The 18,812-nt window shown below is 73.5% G+C and carries 23 protein-coding genes; 10 read left to right on the forward strand and 13 right to left on the reverse strand.

The window, feature by feature from the left end:
• Window positions 1–71 precede the first annotated feature (71 nt).
• The 4 genes from CUT44_RS06400 to CUT44_RS06415 all read right to left on the reverse strand — a co-directional run bounded on the left by CUT44_RS06400 (window position 72) and on the right by CUT44_RS06415 (window position 2,555).
• Complete coding sequence (locus CUT44_RS06400) at window positions 72–590, reverse strand: SixA phosphatase family protein (RefSeq protein ID WP_100201185.1); 519 nt, start codon at window positions 588–590, stop codon at window positions 72–74.
• Window positions 591–713: 123 nt separating this feature from the next.
• Window positions 714–926 (reverse strand): hypothetical protein, encoded by a 213-nt coding sequence (locus CUT44_RS06405; RefSeq protein WP_100201186.1) that lies wholly within the window; start codon window positions 924–926, stop codon window positions 714–716.
• Between the two features lie 173 nt (window positions 927–1,099).
• Window positions 1,100–1,216 (reverse strand): SGM_5486 family transporter-associated protein, encoded by a 117-nt coding sequence (locus CUT44_RS34465; RefSeq protein WP_100201187.1) that lies wholly within the window; start codon window positions 1,214–1,216, stop codon window positions 1,100–1,102.
• Between the two features lie 16 nt (window positions 1,217–1,232).
• Window positions 1,233–2,555 (reverse strand): CynX/NimT family MFS transporter, encoded by a 1,323-nt coding sequence (locus tag CUT44_RS06415; RefSeq protein WP_233221267.1) that lies wholly within the window; start codon window positions 2,553–2,555, stop codon window positions 1,233–1,235.
• A gap of 257 nt (window positions 2,556–2,812) precedes the next feature.
• Here CUT44_RS06415 and CUT44_RS06420 point away from each other — a divergent pair, with 257 nt between their 5' ends.
• On the forward strand, window positions 2,813–3,160 hold the full coding sequence (locus CUT44_RS06420) for an SH3 domain-containing protein (protein ID WP_233221268.1): 348 nt from the start codon (window positions 2,813–2,815) through the stop codon (window positions 3,158–3,160).
• Window positions 3,161–3,235: 75 nt separating this feature from the next.
• Here the strand turns inward: CUT44_RS06420 and fabI are convergent, their stop codons facing one another.
• Entirely contained in the window at window positions 3,236–4,015 is a 780-nt protein-coding gene (gene fabI, locus CUT44_RS06425) for an enoyl-ACP reductase FabI (RefSeq protein WP_100201189.1), read from the reverse strand.
• Window positions 4,016–4,020: 5 nt separating this feature from the next.
• Window positions 4,021–4,725, reverse strand: a complete 705-nt coding sequence (gene fabG / locus CUT44_RS06430; protein WP_100201190.1) for a 3-oxoacyl-[acyl-carrier-protein] reductase — start codon at window positions 4,723–4,725, stop codon at window positions 4,021–4,023.
• 252 nt (window positions 4,726–4,977) lie between these two features.
• Here fabG and CUT44_RS06435 point away from each other — a divergent pair, with 252 nt between their 5' ends.
• Window positions 4,978–5,601, forward strand: a complete 624-nt coding sequence (locus CUT44_RS06435; RefSeq protein ID WP_332888254.1) for a Uma2 family endonuclease — start codon at window positions 4,978–4,980, stop codon at window positions 5,599–5,601.
• 24 nt (window positions 5,602–5,625) lie between these two features.
• Here CUT44_RS06435 and CUT44_RS06440 read toward each other — a convergent pair whose 3' ends face one another.
• The gene (locus tag CUT44_RS06440) at window positions 5,626–5,838 is read right to left on the reverse strand and encodes a hypothetical protein (RefSeq protein ID WP_100201192.1); all 213 of its coding nucleotides are present in this window, start codon (window positions 5,836–5,838) and stop codon (window positions 5,626–5,628) included.
• A 91-nt stretch (window positions 5,839–5,929) separates the two neighbouring features.
• Window positions 5,930–6,478 (reverse strand): DUF1648 domain-containing protein, encoded by a 549-nt coding sequence (locus tag CUT44_RS06445; protein WP_100201193.1) that lies wholly within the window; start codon window positions 6,476–6,478, stop codon window positions 5,930–5,932.
• Window positions 6,479–6,641: 163 nt separating this feature from the next.
• Between CUT44_RS06445 and CUT44_RS06450 the strand changes: the two genes are divergently transcribed.
• On the forward strand, window positions 6,642–8,162 hold the full coding sequence (locus CUT44_RS06450) for a TldD/PmbA family protein (RefSeq protein ID WP_100201194.1): 1,521 nt from the start codon (window positions 6,642–6,644) through the stop codon (window positions 8,160–8,162).
• A complete protein-coding gene (locus tag CUT44_RS06455; RefSeq protein WP_100201195.1) occupies window positions 8,159–9,577 on the forward strand; it encodes a metallopeptidase TldD-related protein in 1,419 nt (472 codons plus the stop codon). Before CUT44_RS06450 ends, CUT44_RS06455 begins: the two co-directional genes overlap by 4 nt.
• A 121-nt stretch (window positions 9,578–9,698) precedes the next feature.
• Here CUT44_RS06455 and CUT44_RS06460 read toward each other — a convergent pair whose 3' ends face one another.
• Complete coding sequence (locus tag CUT44_RS06460; RefSeq protein WP_100201196.1) at window positions 9,699–9,977, reverse strand: GlsB/YeaQ/YmgE family stress response membrane protein; 279 nt, start codon at window positions 9,975–9,977, stop codon at window positions 9,699–9,701.
• A 234-nt stretch (window positions 9,978–10,211) separates the two neighbouring features.
• On the opposite strand from CUT44_RS06460, the gene CUT44_RS06465 reads away from it, so the two are divergent.
• Window positions 10,212–10,649, forward strand: coding sequence for a DUF3099 domain-containing protein (locus CUT44_RS06465; protein ID WP_100201197.1), 438 nt, complete (start codon window positions 10,212–10,214; stop codon window positions 10,647–10,649).
• Window positions 10,650–10,881: 232 nt separating this feature from the next.
• The gene (locus CUT44_RS06470; RefSeq protein WP_100201419.1) at window positions 10,882–11,169 is read left to right on the forward strand and encodes a hypothetical protein; all 288 of its coding nucleotides are present in this window, start codon (window positions 10,882–10,884) and stop codon (window positions 11,167–11,169) included.
• On the opposite strand, the gene moaA is transcribed toward CUT44_RS06470, so the two are convergent.
• Complete coding sequence (gene moaA, locus CUT44_RS06475; protein ID WP_100201198.1) at window positions 11,152–12,141, reverse strand: GTP 3',8-cyclase MoaA; 990 nt, start codon at window positions 12,139–12,141, stop codon at window positions 11,152–11,154. The two genes, CUT44_RS06470 and moaA, sit on opposite strands and share 18 nt — an antisense overlap.
• A gap of 300 nt (window positions 12,142–12,441) precedes the next feature.
• Between moaA and CUT44_RS06480 the strand changes: the two genes are divergently transcribed.
• The 4 genes from CUT44_RS06480 (at window position 12,442) to CUT44_RS06495 (ending at window position 16,954) form a co-directional block, all read left to right on the forward strand.
• Window positions 12,442–13,977: a S8 family peptidase gene (locus CUT44_RS06480; protein ID WP_100201199.1), complete on the forward strand. Its 1,536-nt coding sequence runs from the start codon at window positions 12,442–12,444 to the stop codon at window positions 13,975–13,977.
• 154 nt (window positions 13,978–14,131) lie between these two features.
• Window positions 14,132–15,175: a DEDDh family exonuclease gene (locus CUT44_RS06485; RefSeq protein ID WP_100201200.1), complete on the forward strand. Its 1,044-nt coding sequence runs from the start codon at window positions 14,132–14,134 to the stop codon at window positions 15,173–15,175.
• 118 nt (window positions 15,176–15,293) lie between these two features.
• The gene (locus CUT44_RS06490) at window positions 15,294–16,193 is read left to right on the forward strand and encodes an SURF1 family cytochrome oxidase biogenesis protein (RefSeq protein ID WP_233221285.1); all 900 of its coding nucleotides are present in this window, start codon (window positions 15,294–15,296) and stop codon (window positions 16,191–16,193) included.
• Between the two features lie 5 nt (window positions 16,194–16,198).
• The gene (locus CUT44_RS06495; protein ID WP_100201202.1) at window positions 16,199–16,954 is read left to right on the forward strand and encodes an SDR family oxidoreductase; all 756 of its coding nucleotides are present in this window, start codon (window positions 16,199–16,201) and stop codon (window positions 16,952–16,954) included.
• Window positions 16,955–17,046: 92 nt separating this feature from the next.
• On the opposite strand, the gene amaP is transcribed toward CUT44_RS06495, so the two are convergent.
• Genes amaP through CUT44_RS06510 form a run of 3 tightly spaced genes read right to left on the reverse strand, consistent with a single transcriptional unit; the run spans window position 17,047 to window position 18,812 of the window.
• The gene (gene amaP, locus CUT44_RS06500) at window positions 17,047–17,646 is read right to left on the reverse strand and encodes an alkaline shock response membrane anchor protein AmaP (RefSeq protein WP_100201420.1); all 600 of its coding nucleotides are present in this window, start codon (window positions 17,644–17,646) and stop codon (window positions 17,047–17,049) included.
• 22 nt (window positions 17,647–17,668) lie between these two features.
• Window positions 17,669–18,391, reverse strand: a complete 723-nt coding sequence (locus tag CUT44_RS06505) for a DUF6286 domain-containing protein (RefSeq protein ID WP_199185632.1) — start codon at window positions 18,389–18,391, stop codon at window positions 17,669–17,671.
• Between the two features lie 7 nt (window positions 18,392–18,398).
• Window positions 18,399–18,812 (reverse strand): hypothetical protein, encoded by a 414-nt coding sequence (locus CUT44_RS06510; protein ID WP_233221269.1) that lies wholly within the window; start codon window positions 18,810–18,812, stop codon window positions 18,399–18,401.

Raw genomic sequence — 18,812 nt, forward strand, 5'->3', positions numbered from 1 at the left:
CGTCCGGGACGGGACGCACCCCGCCCCGGACGGGCCGGGGTGCGCGGACGCGTGCCCGCCCGTGCCGTCCGTCAGTCGCGCGGCGACCAGTGCGCCTCAAGGCGGCCGACACCGTGCTCGACGGACTTCCAGGGGCCGGTGAAGGAGATCACCGCGATGGCGGAGGTGGGGAAGCCGACGCGGTCCAGCCTGGTCCGGGCGTCCTCCTCGGCCTCACCCGCGAGGGCGTCGGCCAGTGCGTGCGTCCCGGGGTTGTGGCCGATGAGCAGCAGGTCCCGGATCTCGTCCGGGGTCTCGTTGACCACCGCGATCAGTTCACCGAGCGTAGCCTCGTAGAGCCGCTCCTCGTAGACCGTCTTCGGGCGGCTGGGCAGTTCGTGGGCGAACAGCTTCCAGGTCTCGCGGGTACGGACTGCGGTGGAGCAGAGGGTGAGATCGGGAAGGATGCCGCTCGCGGCGAGCCAGCGGCCGGCGACCGGGGCGTCCTTGCGGCCCCGCTCCGCGAGCGGCCTGTCGTGGTCGGCCACCTGGGGCCAGTCTGCTTTGGCGTGTCGGAGGATGACGATCCTGCGGGGCACTTCGACGCTCATGTGTCCAGCTTCGCACGAATGGCGGCGTGTGGCGCGGGGAGTTGGGCGCCTGCGCGGCCGGCCGGCCGCGTGCCCGCCGGGCCGCCGCCGGTGCGGTCACCGGTGTGTCGCGCGGACCGCGGATCAGCCCGTCAGGAGCCGCCAGAAGTGCTCCAGCAACCGGAGGAGGTGTGCGGAGGGCTCGGCCGCCTCGGCATCGCCGCCGCCGGCGGTCAGCGACAGCAGTACGACGAAGGCCAGCGCGGGAAGCGCCACGGCCCACCACGGCAGCCGGGTGGCCGCACTGCGGCCCGCGGTGCGCCGGGAGGGCCGGCCGGGGGGTGCGTGGGCGGTCATCGGGCTCGCCTCCGTCGTGTGTCGCGTGGCCTCGTCTGCCTTGTCCACGACGCTACGGGCTCCGAGGCGGCGATCCCATCCGGTGATCCACCCATTGCCCCCTGAGCCTGACCCCCTAGGGGGTGGTGGGGACAGCCCCACCACCCGGTGCCCGTCCGGCCGGCCGGCCGGGCCTACGGGGCGATGACGGTGGCGGCGAGGGCGATGACGACGGTGATGCCGAGCATCGCGCCGAGGACGACGAGCAGTTTCTTCCGGCCGTCGGGCGGATCGGGTTCGAGCACTGGCATGCGTCCAGTGTCCCACTCAGTGTCCGTCCTCGACACAGCGGTCCCGGCCCGCCACCGTGCCCACCGCGAGCTGGGCGGCCATCAGGGCCGCCAGCAGGAGCAGGGGGGCGTGCCAGCCCCCGGTGTGCTGGTGGAGGACACCGACCAGCAGCGGCCCGGGGATGGCGATCAGGTAGCCGGTGCCCTGCGCGAAGGCGGAGAGCGCGGCCACCCCGGCACCGGTCCGCGCCCGCATGCCGATCATGGTGAGGACGAGCGGGAAGGCGCAGTTGGAGACCCCCAGCAGCAGTGCCCAGGCCCAGGCACCGGCCGCCGGGGCGAGCCACAGCCCGGCGTACCCGCCGAGCCCGCAGACGGCCAGGACGGCCGCCAGGGGCCCCTGGTGGCCGAGCCGAGCGGCGATCCGCGGCAGGACGAAGGCCAGCGGGATACCCAGGCCCATGGCGACCGCGAGCAGCAGGCCGGCGGTGGCGGCGGGGACCCCGGCATCCCGGAGGATCTGCGGAAGCCAGCCCATGGTGACGTAGGCGGCGGTGGCCTGGAGGCCGAAGAAGACACCCAGTGCCCAGGCGGTGGGCGAGCGGGTGACGCGCACCGGAGGCGTCCCGCCGACCGCACCGGTACCGCCGCCGGCCCGGTCCGCGGACCCGGCGCGCGTGCGGCAGGTACGGGCGACCGGCAGCCAGACCAGCAGGGCCAGCGCCCCGAGCAGCGCCCACATCCCCAGTCCCAGGCGCCAGCCGCCGCCCAGCGCGCCGGTCAGCGGGACGGTGAACGCGGCGGCGGCCGCGGTGCCCAGCGAGAGTGCCATGGAGTACAGGCCGGTCATCGGGCCCACCCGGTCCGGGAACCAGCGCTTGACGACCACGGGCATCAGGACGTTGCCGGTCGCTATGCCCGCCAGCGCCAGCACGCTGGCGGCCAGGAACGCCGCCGTGCCGCCCGCCAGCGGGCGCAGCGCCAGACCGGTGGTGACGGCGGCCAGCGCGCCGGCCAGCACGGCGGCCGGCCCCCAGCGGCGGGCCAGCCGGGGCGCGGCACCACCGAACACGGCGAAGCACAGCGCGGGCGCGGAGGTGAGCAGTCCGGCGACGGTGCCGCTCATCCCCAGGCCGTCGCGGACCTCCGCCAGCAGAGGGCCGAGCCCGCCGATGGCGGGACGGAGATTGAGCGCCGCCAGGACGAGGCCGACGGCCAGCAGCCCCCGTGTCCGCCGGGAGAGCGCGGCGGACACGGGAAGCGCGGCTGCCGTACCGGCTTCCCGGGAAGGACGGCCGCCGGCCCCCGGCGGACGGCTTCCGTCCGGCCGGTGGTCGCTGCTCACGGGATCGTCGGCCATGGCAGGCAGCATATTCACCGGACGGTCCGGGGCCGGCCGGGGCGTCGCGACGCCGCTTCGCGGACACCCGGCGCGTCTGAGCCAGGCGCCCACATCCCGTCTCCGCTCCCCACTCCCCCACCGTGCCGACACGCCCCCCGCGCGCTGCCCCGAACGCGTGAAGACGGAGACCCGGAAGACGGAGATGCGGTTTGCTCCGGCCCGGCGGACGGGATGGCCCTCTTGCCCCTTTTCATCCCCAAGTGGAGGAGGCCCGCATGTTCGGCACGAAAACCCGGAGGACGGCGGCCAGGACCGCCGGCGCACTGCTGACCGCCGCGCTGCTCGGCGGTACGGTCCTGACCGGCACCGCCCAGGCACACCCCGCCCTGCCGTACGGGACCGTCACCGCGCCCAGCGGCGTCTACGAGCGTCAGTACCCCAGCACCGACTCCCACATCCTGGGCGGCCTGGCCTACCGGGCCCAGGTCGGCCTGAAGTGCAAGGTGCGCGCCCAGAACATCGACGGCAACCCCGTCTGGTACCTGCTGCGCGACCGCCAGGCCTGGGTGGCGGCCCGCTATGTCGCCAACACCGGCAGCGTGCCGTACTGCAACCAGGTCTGAGGCGGCCCCCGCCGGTCCGCGGGACGCCCCGGCGCCCGGCGTGCTGCACGCCGGGCGCCGGGTGGTACACCGCCGTCAGGCCCCCATCATGTGGACGCCGCCGTCCACGTGCACGATCTCGCCCGTCGTCCTGGGGAACCAGTCCGAGAGCAGTGCGACCACACCGCGCGCCGCGGGCTCGGGATCGGCGAGGTCCCAGCCGATCGGGGCACGGGTGTTCCACACGTCCGCCAGTTCCTCGAAGCCCGGGATGGACTTGGCGGCCATGGACTTGATGGGGCCGGCCGACACCAGGTTGCAGCGGATGTTCCTGGGCCCCAGGTCACGGGCGAGGTAGCGGGAGGTGGACTCCAGCGCCGCCTTGGCCACCCCCATCCAGTCGTACTTGGGCCAGGCCACCTGCGCGTCGAAGTCCATGCCGACGACCGAGCCGCCGCGCTTCTCGAGCAGCGGGAGCAGGGCCATGGTCAGGGACTTCAGCGAGTACGCCGAGACCTCCACCGCCGTGGCGACCGACTCCCAGCCGGTGTTGAGGAAGTTGCCGCCGAGCGCGTCCTGCGGCGCGAAACCGATGGAGTGCACGACACCGTCCAGCCCGACGCCCTCGCCGAGGTGCTCGGTGACTCGGTCGGCCAGGGTGTCCAGGTGCTCCTTGTTCTGCACGTCCAGTTCGATCACCGGCGCCTCCTTCGGCAGCCGCCTGGCGATCCGCTGCACCAGGGTCAGCCGCCCGAAGCCGGTGAGGACGACCTCCGCGCCTTCCTCCTGGGCGAGCCTGGCGACGTGGAAGGCGATCGAGGACTCGGTGAGCACCCCGGTGACGAGAACGCGCTTTCCGGCGAGAAGTCCACTCATGACGTTCAGTGCCCCATGCCCAATCCGCCGTCCACGGGAATGACGGCTCCGGTGATGTAAGCGGCCTCCTCCGAGGCCAGGAAGCGCACCGTGGAGGCGACCTCCTCGGGCCGGGCGTAACGGCCCAGCGGTACCTGTCCGACGATCTTCCCGCGCTGCTCCTCGGAGAGCGCACGCGTCATGTCGGTGTCCACGAACCCCGGCGCGACCACGTTGCAGGTGATGCTGCGGGAACCCAGTTCCCGGGCGATCGAGCGGGCGAAGCCGACCAGCCCCGCCTTGGAGGCGGCGTAGTTCGCCTGTCCGGCCGAGCCCAGCAGGCCGACGACGGAGGAAATCAGCACGATGCGTCCGGAGCGGGCGCGGAGCATGCCCCTGCTCGCCCGCTTCACGACCCGGAAGGTGCCGGTGAGGTTGGTCTCCAGCACGGAGGTGAAGTCCTCCTCGGACATCCGCAGCAGCAACTGGTCGCGGGTGATACCGGCGTTGGCGACCAGCACCTCGACCGGACCCTGCCGCTCCTCGATCTCCTTGTAGGCCTGCTCCACCTGCTCGGCGTCGGTGATGTCGCACCTGACGGCGCAGAAGCCCTCCGGGGGCTCACCGGACCGGTAGGTGACGGCGACCTTGTCGCCTGCGTCGGCGAAGGCGCGGGCAATGGCCAGGCCGATGCCGCGGTTGCCTCCGATGACGAGAACCGAGCGGCTCAAGGGAACACCCTTCCGTTGGTAGCGGTACTCCTGGAGAAGCTATCGCCAGGTCCGCCTCTTCGGAGAACCGGGGGCCGACAGGGGCTTTGCCGGGACACTGTGGGGTTTCTACAGAGAGCCGCACGGGGAGGGCGCCCGGGGAGTTCGTACGACGGTCGGCTGTACGGGAATCGGGTTATTACCGGGCGCCTCCGACCCGCTACGCTGAGTCGCGTATGGTGCGAGAGCGCGAGGAGGCGCATCATGACAGTGATGCTCGAACGACCGACGGCCATAGACGTTCCCTTCGGCACAGCCCGCTTCCGGAAGCTGTGCCGCACGCTGCTGAGCATGGAGGTGCCCGACGGTTACCGGGCGGAGATCGTCGGGGGGAACATCGTCATGTCGCCGTGGTCGAAGGGCTACTACCTGCCGGTCATGCAGTCCCTACGGACTCAGTTGGGACCGCATCTGCCCCCCGGCCACACAGTCGACCACGCACCTTTCCTGTTCGCTTTTCCAGGGGTCGAGCGTGCCTACGGGCCGGATGTGTTTGTCGCCGACATGGCAGCCTTCCGGACCCGGAAGCGATACATCGACGGTGACGCACTGTCCTTCGTCGCCGAGCTGACGTCCGACTCCACGCGCGAGGTGGACTGGAACGACAAGGTCTCGGTGTACGGCCGCTGCGGTGTGCCGGTGTACCTGCTGCTCGACATGCGCGAGCAGGCCGCCACGGTGTTCTGGCGGCCGTCCGAGCGGGGTTACAACGCACGGCTGACCACGCCGTTCGGGGAGCCGCTGCGCATTCCCGAGCCCTTCGGCTGCGACCTGGACACCTCGGAGTTCAAGACCTCCGCCGAGGAAGGCGGGGAGCCGGACGGCGCGGAGGACTGACCTCCGCCCGCCGGCCGGCCGCGCCTACTCCCCGGGCCCCCCGCTCCCCTGCTCGCTCTCCGCACCGGACCGGCCGTGTTCCGGCTCCGCCGGGCGGTCTTCCCGCTCGGTGCCCGTCGTACCGGTGGGGAGCCGGTCCTTCTTCTCTTCGCCGCCCTTCGCCCTGTCCCTCGCCTCGGTGTCCGCCATCTCGGACGGATCGTGGTCGACGCCGTAGGGACCGGAGTAGTCGCTCATGTCCGCGCACCTCCCGCGTGGTGGGCTTCCCTGTCACGGAAGCCGGGGCGGCGGCGGGTACCCCCGATGCCCGTGCGGACACCCCGCCGGATCAGCCGCGGCGGGGGTGTCCCCGGCGGCCCCGCCGGTCCCGCCGGTCCCGTACCGCCGCCACCAGCACCGGCACCACGCTTGCCGACCCCACTGCCAGGAGCACGACGGGAAACCAGCCGGGAACGTGCGAGGCCGGTTCGGTACGCCACATCACCGTGCAGCTCAGGGCGATGAGCAGTCCGATCAGCGCGTTCGTCAGCAGTACCGCCCGGCCGGTCCGCAGCGCCGAGACCCGGGTGGCGGGCCGGTTGACCAGCCCCGAGGTCCGCTCCCCCGGGTCGAGCTCATCGGCAGGGCGGATGCGCGGCGCCGCCGCACAGACGGCCGTCATCACCACGGTGACCCCGGCGTAGAGGAAGACGGGGAGGAAGACCGCGCCGACGGACTTGTCCGTCCAGGCGTCGACGCCGTCGGGGCCCACATGCTGCGGCACCCGCTCCGGCAGCTCCGGATAGACCCCGATCCCCCAGGCCGTCAGCCCCAGCAGAACGGCCAGGGAGGGCAGCAGCCACGGCCAGGGGAAGCCCGGCCGGTCCGTGTCGTCCATTCCCGCCCCCTTCTGCCCCAGCCCGCCGCACCCGGTTCCCGCGTGCCGTGCCGTCCTGACAGGGTAGGCCCGTACGGGCACGGTCCGGAGCCCGCGAAACCCGCCGCGTCCGGCCAATCCGGCATGGTTGACTTCGATCATGCGTCGACAAGGAGGAGCGTCCGTGGTGCACGAGATCGATGAGTCCTTCCTCGCGCTGCCGCTGCGCGGGCTCGCCGACGCGGCGCTCGCGCGGGCCCGGTCGCTGGGGGCCGAGCACGCCGACTTCCGCCTCGAAAGGATCCGCAGCGCCTCCTGGCGGCTGCGGGACGCCCGGCCGGCCGGGTCCTCGGACATCACCGACAACGGTTACGCGGTGCGGGTGGTGCACGGCGGGGCCTGGGGATTCGCCTCGGGCGTGGACATGACGGCGGACGCCGCCGCCCGGGTGGCGGAGCAGGCCGTGGCGATGGCGGAGCTGTCGGCGCGGGTGATCGAGGCCGCGGGCTCCGACGAGCGGGTGGAGCTGGCCGAGGAGCCGGTGCACGGCGAGCGGACCTGGGTCTCGTCCTACGAGATCAACCCGTTCGACGTGCCGGACACGGAGAAGACGGGGCTACTGGCGCAGTGGAGCGAGCGGCTGCTGGCCGCGGAGGGGGTCTCGCACACGGACGCCTCACTCCTGACCGTGCAGGAGAACAAGTTCTACGCGGACACCGCCGGCACCGTCACCACCCAGCAGCGGGTACGGCTCCACCCGGAGGTGACGGCCGTCTCGGTCGCCGACTCCGGCGAGTTCGACTCGATGCGCACCCTGGCCCCGCCGGTGGGGCGCGGCTGGGAGTACCTGACCGGCACCGGCTGGGACTGGGACGGGGAACTGGACCGGATCCCGGAGCTGCTGGCCGGCAAGATGCGCGCGCCCGGCGTCGAACCCGGCACGTACGACCTGGTGATCGACCCCTCCAACCTCTGGCTGACCATTCACGAGTCCGTCGGCCACGCCACCGAGCTGGACCGGGCGCTGGGATACGAGGCGGCGTACGCGGGCACCTCCTTCGCCACCTTCGACAAGCTGGGCACGCTGAGCTACGGCTCGCCGGTCATGAACGTCACCGGCGACCGCACCGCCGAGCACGGACTGGCCACGATCGGCTACGACGACGAGGGCGTGGCGGCCCAGTCCTGGGACCTGGTGCGGGACGGCGTCCTGGTCGGCTACCAGCTCGACCGGCGGATCGCGAGGCTGACCGGTCTGGGGCGCTCCAACGGCTGCGCCTTCGCCGACTCCCCCGGCCACGTCCCCGTGCAGCGGATGGCGAACGTCTCGCTCCGGGCCGACCCGGACGGGCCGGACACCGAGGAGCTGATCTCCCGGGTGGAGCGGGGGATCTACGTGGTCGGTGACCGCTCGTGGTCGATCGACATGCAGCGCCACAACTTCCAGTTCACCGGACAGCGCTTCTTCCGGATCGAGAACGGGCGGCTCGCCGGGCAGCTGCGCGACGTGGCCTATCAGGCGACCACCACCGACTTCTGGGGCTCGCTGGAGGCCGTCGGCGGGCCGGGCACCTACGTGCTCGGCGGCGCCTTCAACTGCGGCAAGGCCCAGCCGGGCCAGGTCGCCGCCGTCTCGCACGGCTGCCCCTCCGCGCTCTTCCGCGGCGTCAACATCCTCAACACCGCCCAGGAGGCCGGTCGATGACTGCACTCTCGGTACCTTCGGCGTCCCCCGCCCCGCACGAGGTCGTCGAGCGCGCGCTGGAGCTGTCCCGGGCGGACGGCTGTGTGGTCATCGCCGACGAGGAGTCCGCCGCCAACCTGCGGTGGGCGGGCAACGCGCTGACCACCAACGGTGTCACCCGGGGCCGTACTCTTACCGTCATCGCGACCGTCGACGGGGCCGAGGGCACGGCCTCGGGGGTGGTCTCCCGCGCGGCCGTCACCGACGCGGACATCGAGCCGCTGGTGCGGGCCGCGGAGGAGGCAGCGCGGTCCGCGGGCCCGGCGGAGGACGCCCAGCCGCTGGTGACCGGCGGGCCGGCCTCCACCGGTTTCACCGAGGCACCGGCCGAGACCTCCTCGGCGGTCTTCGCGTCCTTCGCCCCGGCGCTGGGTGAGTCCTTCGCCCGGGCCCGGGCCGAGGGCCGCGAGCTGTACGGCTTCGCCCACCACCGGATGGTCTCCACCTATCTGGGGACGTCCACCGGTCTGCGGCTCCGGCACGACCAGCCCACCGGCACGCTGGAGATCAACGCCAAGTCCCCGGACCGTGGCCGCTCGGCATGGGCGGGACGGGCGACCCGCGACTTCGCGGACGTCGATCCGCAGGCGCTGGACGCCGAGCTGGCGCGGCGGCTGGGATGGGCCGGCCGGCAGGTGGAGCTGCCGGCCGGGCGGTACGAGACGCTGCTGCCGCCCAGTGCCGTGGCGGACCTGCTGATCTACCAGCTGTGGTCGTCCGCCGGGCGCGACGCCGCCGAGGGCCGGACGGTGTTCAGCAGGCCCGGGGGCGGCACCCGGGTCGGGGAGCGGCTGTCGGAGCTGCCGCTGACGCTGCGCAGCGACCCGGGCGCGCCCGGCCTGGAGGCGGCGCCGTTCGTCATCGCGCACTCCTCCGGCGACGACGCGTCGGTCTTCGACAACGGCCTGCCGCTGGCGGCCACCGACTGGATCCGCGACGGCGAGCTGCGGCGGCTGCTGACCACCCGGCACTCGGCGGGGCTGACGGGTCTGCCGGTGGCACCCGGGATCGACAACCTGCTCCTGGACGCCGGCGGCACCGCCTCACTGGAGGAGATGGTGGCCGGCGCCGGACACGACGGTCCCGCCCTGCTGCTGACCTGTCTGTGGTACATCCGCGAGGTCGATCCGGCGACCCTGCTGCTGACCGGGCTGACCCGGGACGGTGTCTACCTGGTGGAGAAGGGCGAGGTCACGGGCGCGGTGAACAACTTCCGGTTCAACGAGTCGCCGGTCGACCTGCTGGGCCGGGCCGCCGAGGCGGGGCGCAGCGAACGCACGCTGCCGCGTGAGTGGTCGGACTGGTTCACCCGGGCCGCGATGCCCCCGCTGCGCGTGCCCGACTTCAACATGAGCTCCGTCAGCCGGGGGGTGTGAGCGGTACGGACTTCCGCCCGGGCGACGGCCGCGCACGGGACGGGGGCCGGCGCGCGCGGTGTGCGCGCCGACCCCCGTCCGGCTGTGCGGAGCGGCCCCGCGGGGCCGCGGTCGGGTCCTGTCAGGCGGTACGCCTGCTGCCTCCCCTGAGCTTGGCGTACAGGGGAGTGCCCAGTGCCACGATCAGTACGGCTCCGGCGAGCTGGAGCAGGTGCCGGATCCAGTCGATGCCCGCGGTGTTGCCCACACCGACCCAGCCCGCCACGGCGTTGCCCAGGAGAGCGCCGAGGATTCCGAAGATGGCCGTCAGCCACAGAGGGATGTCCTGCTTGCCCGGCAGGATGGCGCGGGCCAGCACACCCAGTACCAGACCCACGATGATCGCCCACAACCAGCTCATGTCGCCTCCTCGTGCGACGCACGATGCGCCCTGTGCGTTCGGCTTGTGCCGGACGACACCCGTACCGGGCGGTCGGGGGACCGTCCGGATGGGAGTCGTCCCTGGCGGTTCGGATGCCCTCTCCCCGGCCTCGTATGCGGCGCAGCCGGGGCGTAGTGTGGAAAAAGCCGGGAACCCGGCGCGGACATCCCCGGTTACCGGCCGTACGAGCAGGTGGTGGAGTGTGGTGGAGTCGTGAGGCACAGGCAGCACGGGCCACAGGTCTTCCGGATCACCGGAGCGCGACAGGGTCTTGACGAGGACGTACGCGGCCGTCAGCGGCGCTATGTGGCGGCGATGCTGGTGCGGACCGCGGCGGTCCTGCTGACCGTGCTGCTGTGGAACGTGCAGCGTCCGCTCGCCGTGCTGGCCCTGGTGCTCGGGGCGCTCCTGCCCTACGTGGCGGTGGTGGTCGCCAACGCGGGACGGGAGAACGCGCCCCCCGCCCCGGCCTCGCTGCTCCCCGCACCGCCGCGGACGGCCCTGGGGCACACCGAGCACACCGAGTACACCGAGCCCCCGGAGCCGCGGTCCGCCGGGGAGCAGCCTTACGGGCGGGAGGCCGGCGGCACGGCGCGGGAGACGACGCACCGGCAGGAGCCGAGCCGGCCGGGGCCCGAGCGGCGGGAATGAACTGCTCCGGGACACCGGACATGGGAAACTCTCATCAATCGCGCTGTTCCGGTGCCGGGAGGATGGGTGCACGTGCCATACTGCGTACACGCTCCGCATCCCCCGTCGGAGCGACAGACCGACGCCGGGCGGCTCCCCCCGTGGCTGCCCGGCGTCGTTTTTTCGCGGCCGGGTCGCCTCCGGGTCCGTCACCTTCCGTGACCGTGTTCTCATGAGACCTGTGACCGATCCCATGAGCGCCCCCGCGTCCGAGAACTCCGGCAGCCACGACAGTCCCGGCGACACGGCGGTCTGCTCCGCCAAGGGATGCCGGGAGCCCGCCGTGTGGGTGCTGGCCTGGAACAACCCGAAGCTGCACACCCCGGAGCGCCGCAAGACCTGGCTGGCCTGCGAGGAGCACCGTGAGCACCTGTCGCGGTTCCTGGGGGCGCGCGACTTCCTCAAGGACGTGGTGGCCCTGGACGTCTGGGAGGGCCGGGGGGACGGCGGGGGCCGGGGCGGCTCAGCCGCCGATCGCTGACATCGGGCGGTCGGGCTGGAGGAAGGCGGGGTCGTCCAGCCCGGAGCCCGCCTTCTTCCCCCACATCGCCGTCCTCCACAGCCCGGCGATCTCCTCGTCCTCCGCGCCCGCGCGCAGCGCCCCGCGCAGATCCGACTCCTCCCGCGCGAACAGGCAGGTGCGGACCTGGCCGTCGGCGGTCAGCCGGGTGCGGTCGCAGGCGCGGCAGAAGGGCCGGGTGACGGAGGCGATCACACCGACGCGGTGCGGACCGCCGTCGACGAGCCAGCGCTCGGCGGGTGCGGATCCCCGGCTGTCCTCCCCCTCGGGGGTGAGGGTGAACCGGGTGCGCAGCGAGGCCAGGATATCGCCCGCGGTGACCATGTCCCGGCGCCGCCAGCCGTGCTGGGCGTCGAGCGGCATCTGCTCGATGAACCGCAGCTCGTAGTCGTGCTCGACGGCCCAGGAGAGCAGCTCGGGCGCCTCGGTGTCGTTGACGCCGGGCATCAGCACGGCGTTCACCTTGACGGGGGTGAGTCCCGCCGCGCGGGCGGCCGCCAGACCGCGCAGCACGTCGGCGTGGCGCTTGCGGCGGGTCATCCGCTCGAACACCTCGGGGTCGATGGTGTCGAGGGAGACGTTGACCCGGTCCAGCCCGGCCTCGCGCAGCGCCCCGGCGGTGCGCTCCAGTCCGATGCCGTTGGTGGTCAGCGACAGCTTCGGCCGCGGGTCGAGGGCGGCGCAGCGCCCGACGATGCCCACCAGCCCCGGGCGCAGCAGTGGCTCACCGCCGGTGAAACGCACCTCCCGCACCCCGAGCCGGGTCACGGCTATCGTCACGAGGCGGACGATCTCGTCATCCGTGAGCAGATCGGGTTTGGCGAGCCACTGGAGCCCTTCCTCGGGCATGCAGTAGGTGCACCGCAGATTGCACCGGTCGGTGAGCGACACACGCAGATCGGTGGCCACCCGGCCGTAGGTGTCCAGCAGCATGCCGACAGCCCTTCCCACGGTTGGACATCTCCAGGCAGCGTACGCGACGCCGCTGTCGTCCGGTGGGCAGCGGGCATCCGCGCCGTCCGGAGAGCCCGGACGGGCGGGACCCTGGCGCGTCGGAACCGGCCTCACCGGGAAGCCCTCCGGCGCCGGGCGGAGCCCGCCGTCCGGCGGGTCCGGCCCATTGCCGCCTCGCCGGTAAGGGCGTTAACTTCCATCGTCGTACATCCGCACATTCAAGTCCGTTATGCGGACGCGAGGTTGCGGGTTCCACGTTCCCACAGACATGGAGAACCCATGGCATCGAGACCCTCCCGCCGACGCCGCGCCGTCGCGGTGCCGACCGGACTGGCCGTGGCCGCTTCCCTGGCCCTGCTGCCGGGCGCCGGTACGGCACTGGCGCAGGAAGCGGCGCCCGCGGCCGCGGCACCGGCGGCCGCGGACGGCGAGCAGTTGTCGTACGTGGTCAACACCTCCTCCCACCCCGGCACGATCAAGCGGGTCGAGAGGGCGGTGGCCGGGGCGGGCGGCACGGTCGTCGTCACGCACCGGAAGATCGGCGTGATCGTCGCCCACTCCGCGAACCCGGACTTCGCCGAGGAGATGCGCGAGGTGCGCGGCGTGCGGTCCGCCGGCGCCACCCGCACCGCACCGCTGCGGTCCGCGGCGACGACCGAGGTGGGCGTTCCCCAGTACGTGTCGCAGGAGGCCGGGACGAGCGCCGCCGAAACGGCCGACGTCCCCGACGCCGAGCCGCTGGAGGCCGACCTGTGGGGTCTGCGCTCCATACGCGCGGACGAGGCGAGCAAGGTCAACCCGGGCAGCGGCAAGGTCACCGTCGCGGTCATCGACACCGGGGTCGACGACACCCACCCGGACCTGGCCCCGAACTTCTCGGCGGGCCAGTCCGCGAACTGCGTCGGCGGCGTCGCCGACACCAGCGAGGGCGCCTGGCGGCCGTACACCGCGGACGACTACCACGGCACGCATGTCGCGGGCACCATAGCCGCCGCCCGCAACGGCGTCGGCGTGGCGGGGGTCGCGCCGGGCGTGAAGGTCTCCTCCATCAAGGTGAGCGAACCCGACACCAGCCTCTTCTACCCGGAGGCGGTGATCTGCGCCTTCGTCTTCGCGGCCGACAAGGGCGTGGAGATCACCAACAACAGTTACTACGTCGACCCCTACCTCTACAACTGCAAGGACGACCCGGACCAGGGCGCGGTCGTGGAGGCCGTGAACCGGGCCGCCCGCTACGCGGAGCGCAAGGGGACCCTGCACGTCGCCTCGGCGGGCAACTCCAACGACGACCTCTCCGCCGACGAGATCGTCGACGACTCCAGCCCCAACGACACCAAGCCGGTCCCGCGCACCGTCGACCCGTCCGAGTGCCTGGACCTGCCCACCCAGCTGCCGGGCGTGGTGACGGTCACCGCGACGGGCGTGCAGGACCTGAAGTCGTACTACTCCAGCTACGGCTACAAGGTCGCCGACGTGGCGGCGCCCGGCGGCGACCGGTTCCAGATCCCGGACACCCCCTCGGGGAACGGCCGGATCCTGTCGACCATGCCGAACGAGTCCTACGCGTTCCTGCAGGGCACCTCGATGGCCAGCCCGCACGTCGCGGGCGTGGCGGCGCTGCTCAAGAGCGAGCACCCCTGGGCGAGCCCGGCCGCCCTCCAGTGGATGCTGAAGGCGCAGGCGGACAACCCCGGCTGCCCGGAGTTCTACGACCCGGACGGCAACGGGACCGAGGACTCCACCTGTGAGGGCGGCAGGCACGTCAACGGCTTCTACGGCCACGGCATCGTCGACGCCCTGGACGCCGTGGAGTAACCACCGCACCGGACGGTCCGCGCCGCCGGGACCCCGGCCGCCGGGGTCCCGGTGGCCGGGCCCGGCGGTGGCCGACGGCCCGTCAGTACTCCGGTGTCCGGTGCGACCAGCGGTGATGCGGAGGTGTCAGTTGAGCCCCGTATCCTCTGGGACCATGCTCGAAGACCAGTCGGCCCCCCGCCTGCGGCCCACGGCGCGACCCACCGCGCGGCACGCGGCGCGACCCAGCACCCCGGCCTGGCCCGTCGAATACCCCGAGAGCTACGCGGTGGTGGACGTGGAGACCACGGGGCTCGCCCGGGACGACCGCATCGTCTCCGCCGCCGTCTACCGGCTGGACGCCCGGGGGGACGTGATCGACCACTGGTACACCCCGGTCAATCCCCAGCGGGATCCGGGACCGGTCTGGATACACGGCCTGACGAGCGAGATGCTGGCCGACGCCCCCGTCTTCGCGGAGGTCGCCGAGGAGTTCGCCGAGCGGCTGCGGGACCGGGTGCTGGTCGCGCACAACGCCGTCTTCGACTGGTCGATGATCGCCCGTGAGTACGCCCGGGCCCGGCTGACGCCCCCCGTACGGCAGCGGCTGTGCACCATCGCCCTGTCCAAGGAGCTGGGCCTGCCCCTGGCCAACCACCGGCTGGAGACCCTCGCCGCGCACTACGGCGTCGTCCAGCACCGGGCACACCACGCGCTGGACGACGCCCGGGTACTGGCAGAGGCGTTCCGGCCGAGTCTGCGGCTGGCCGCCGCCGACGGCATACGGCTGCCCCTGCTGGCCTGCCAGCCGCTGACCGAGTGGACCGACAGCGTCACCGCCCCGGACGCCCACGGCGGACGCCCGCGGTCCTACGCGGGGAGCTGGCGCCCCTCGCGCAGACGGCCGGCCTGCCCCTATCCCAATCCCGGACGGTACGAGCCGGGCGGGCCGCTGGTCCAGGGCATGCGGGTGGCGATCTCCGGCGACACCTCCACCGACCGGGAGCTGCTGGAGGACCGCGCCGTCGAGGCCGGCCTCCACATCGCGACCAGTGTGTCCCGGCTCACCAGCCTGCTGGTCACCAACGACCCCGACTCGGGCACCTCCAAGATCGTCAAGGCGCGTGCCCACGGCACCCCGGTGATCGACGAGGCCGCCTTCACCCAGCTCCTGCGGGATGTGGCCCCGGCCGCCGAGCCCCCCGCCCCCCGGGAGTGACGCCCGGCGGGGTACCGTCGAAGCCGTGTCGTCAGTGTCCTCAGACCCACCGGGACCGCCGGGATCACCGGGATCACCGGCGCTCCCGGAACCGCCGGAGTCCTCCCCGTACCGCTTCCTGCTCTCCCGGCAGTGGGTGATCCTCACCCTTGTCGCGCTCCTGCTGATCCCGGCGATGGTCCGGCTGGGCTTCTGGCAGTGGAACCGGCACGAGGAGCGGGTGGCGCGCAACGAGCTGATCGCCGCCAGCCTGGCCGCCGACCCGGTGCCCGTGGACGGACTGACCGCCCCGGGCCGCGGCCCGGCCGACGGCGACCGGTACCGCCCGGTGACCGCGACCGGCACCTACGACACCCGCGGCGAGGTGGTCGTACGGCAGCGGACCGGTACCGGCAAGCGGATCGGATACCACGTGCTCACCCCGCTGGTCCGCGCGGACGGCACCGCCGTGCTGGTCAACCGCGGCTGGATCCCGACGGGCGAGGACCTGACGAGGTTCCCCGACGTACCGCCGGCCCCCGCCGGTGAGGTCACCGTGACCGGGCGGCTGATGCCGGACGAGAGGACGGGCGAGGGGGTCAAGGAGAAGGAGGGGCTGCCGCCCCGCCAGGTGATGCTGATCGACAGCGGGCGGCTGGCCCGGGAACTGGACCGGCCGGTCCTGGGCGGTTACCTCGCCCTGGCCGAGACCTCGCCGGAACCCCCGGGCGAGCAGCCCGAGCTCCTCCCCGAGCCGGACCACAACGGCATCGGCGCGCATCTGGCGTACGCCTTCCAGTGGTGGCTGTTCGCGGCGGCGGTCCCGGTGGGCTGGGCGGTCCTGGTCCGCCGCGAGCGCCGGGACCGCGCGGCGGAGGCGGAGCGGGCCGGGAACGGGGCCGGCGGCGGCCCCGGTGACGGCCCCGGCGGCGGCTCCCGGGAGGATGCCGAAGGCGCCCGGACTGCCGGACATCCCGTTCCCCCCTCCGCCCGTCCCGTCCCCGCGGCTCCCGGGACGGCGGACCGGCGGGCAGACTGAGCACCATGGATCTCGGACTGCAGGACAGGGTGTATCTCGTCACCGGCGCCACTCGCGGCCTGGGCTTCGCCGCCGCACGGGAACTCGCCGTCGACGGCGCGAAGGTGATCGTCACCGGCCGCACCGGGGAGTCGGCGGCCGGGGCCGCCGCCCGGTTGGGCGGGGACGCCACCGGCATCGCGGCGGACAACGCCGACCCGTCCGCCGCCGACCGGCTGGTGACGGCGGCGTACGAGCGGCACGGCCGGCTCGACGGGGTGCTGATCAGTGTCGGCGGGCCGCCCGCCGGCTCCTTCGAGACGGTCACCGACGACCAGTGGCGGTCGTCGTTCGAGACGGTCTTCCTCGGTGCGGTGCGGCTGGCCCGCACCGCCGCCGGGCGGCTGGGCGAGGGCGGGGTGATCGGCTTCGTGCTGTCCGGCTCGGTGCACGAGCCGATCGCCGGTCTGACGGTCTCCAACGGACTGCGGCCCGGGCTGGCGGGCTTCGCCAAGTCGCTCGCGAACGAGGTGGGGCCGCGCGGCATCCGGGTCGTCGGGCTGCTGCCGGGGCGCATCGACACCGACCGGGTGCGTGAGCTGGACGCGCTCACCGGGGACGCCGAGGCCGCCCGGGAGCGCGGCTCGGCCGCCGTCCCACTGCGCCGCTACGGCAGCCCGGAGGAGTTCGGCCGGGCGGCGGCCTTCCTCCTGTCCCCCGCCGCCTCCTATCTCACCGGCGTGCTGCTCCCGGTGGACGGCGGCGCCCGGCACGGCTTCTGACCCGCCACGGCGTCCGCCGGGGCCGGACGGTCACCCGGTCCCGGCGTGCCCCGGCCTCCCCACCGGGCCGGTGGGGAGGCCGGGGCACGCCGTCAGCTCACCCGTTCGGCGCGATGCCGCGCCGAACGCATCCGGACGTCCGCCGAGAGCTTGTCCAGCCCCGCCGAGGTGCGGGCGTGTTCCAGTGCCTCGTCCCGCAGGCCCGCCAAGGTCCCGGCGGGCCCCGCGTGCGCGGCCAGCGCCACCGCGACCCGGGCGCGCGTCCCGGTGCGGCGGCGGCTCAGGGCCACTTTGGCCCGTTCCACTCCCGGCATGGTCCCGGCCTCGGCTGCGACCGCGTCCTCCAGGGTCCTCGCCCGGAGCAGGGCCCCGTAGCCGTCGCCGCTGTCGACCAGTACCGCGTCCGCCCGCTGCCGCCGGAGCTGGACCGCCAGCCACCACAGGGCAAGCAGCAGCAGGAGGGCCGGCACACCGATCACCACCAGCCAGCGCCACCAGCCGGCGTCCTGCCACCAGGCCGGGCTCCCGCGGCCGAGCAGCACCTCGTCCGGTCCGTTCCAGGGCCATCCCGAGGGCGGGTCGAGTTCCCAGCGCCGCCACAGGTCGAGGCCACCCGCCAGCGCGGCCAGACCCAGTACCAGCAGCGCCAGTCCGGCCAGTCCCAGCAGGACCCGGTTCACCGCCTTGAGCATCCGGCCCACCTCACCCTCTCCGCTATTCCTTCTTCGGACGGCGTACCCGGGTCGACAGCCTCGGCCGCCGGGCGAGTCCGAGCAGCCGGACACCGTCCTCCAGAGTCCGGTCCACGTCCCCCCGTACCTCCTCCAGCGGCCGGAAGTGCGCCCGCACCCGTGTGCTGATCCGGTGCCGTCCGACGCGCACCCGGGCCGACCGCACCCCCGGAACCTCCAGCAGCCGGTCACGGAGCACCAGTTCGGCGGCGGACCGCTCCAGCCAGGCGCGCACCCGGATCCCGCCGCTGCCGCCGCCGCTGCCGCGCATCGGCAGCAGTCCGCGCAGTCCGGGGGTGAGCGCCAGGACGAGCAGCCACAGCCCCAGCAGGGCGGTGAGCACCGCACCGGCGATCACCCAGAGGTCGTCCAGCGGCCGGGTGGCCAGCTCATCGGTGACCTCGCGCCGCCACGGGGCGGCGGACTTGTCGATGCTCGCGGCGACGGCCTCGTACAGCAGTACGGCCGCCACGACGGCCAGGATCAGGGCCAGGACCGCGGCGGGCACCCGGCGCGCGGACCAGAGACGTCCGGTGGCCCGTCCTCCCCCGTTCCCCTCCGCGCCGCCTCCCGGGCCGTCCGGAGGGGAAGCCGTGGCCGAGGTGTCGGCGGAGGTGTCGGGGGCGGGCCGCTCCTCGCCGTCCTCCGGGGTGGCGCCGGCGGCCTTCCCCGGGGTCGGCGGCTGCCGGGCGGCGTCATGGCTCATCGCTCCCTCACCGCACCCTTCCGGTGTCCCCGGCGTCGAGCGGCGCCGAGTGCAGCCGTGTCACCTCGACGGTCACCTGCCGGACCGTCATACCGGCCAGTTCCCGCACCCGAGAGACGACCCGGCGCCGCACCGCACCGCACCGCGCCCCGATGTCACAGGGATAGGGGAGTTCGACGGCGACCCGCACCCGGGCCTCACCGTTCAGCCCGTCGCGGTCGGGGGGCCGGTGGACGTCGATCGTCGTCCGCGGGTCCGACTCCGGGCCGTAAGGCACTCCAGTCACTTCCGGCTCCGCCTCCAGCGCCTCGCGGGCGGCCCGCGCGGCGATCCTGGCGACGGCCCGGTCGGCGATTCTCGTCGCTCCCCGCTCTGCGGCCGGCACCAGGGAGACCCCGGCCGTACGGAACTCCTGTGCCAC

Source organism: Streptomyces carminius (assembly GCF_002794255.1).
In the GTDB taxonomy this organism is placed as follows: domain Bacteria; phylum Actinomycetota; class Actinomycetes; order Streptomycetales; family Streptomycetaceae; genus Streptomyces; species Streptomyces carminius.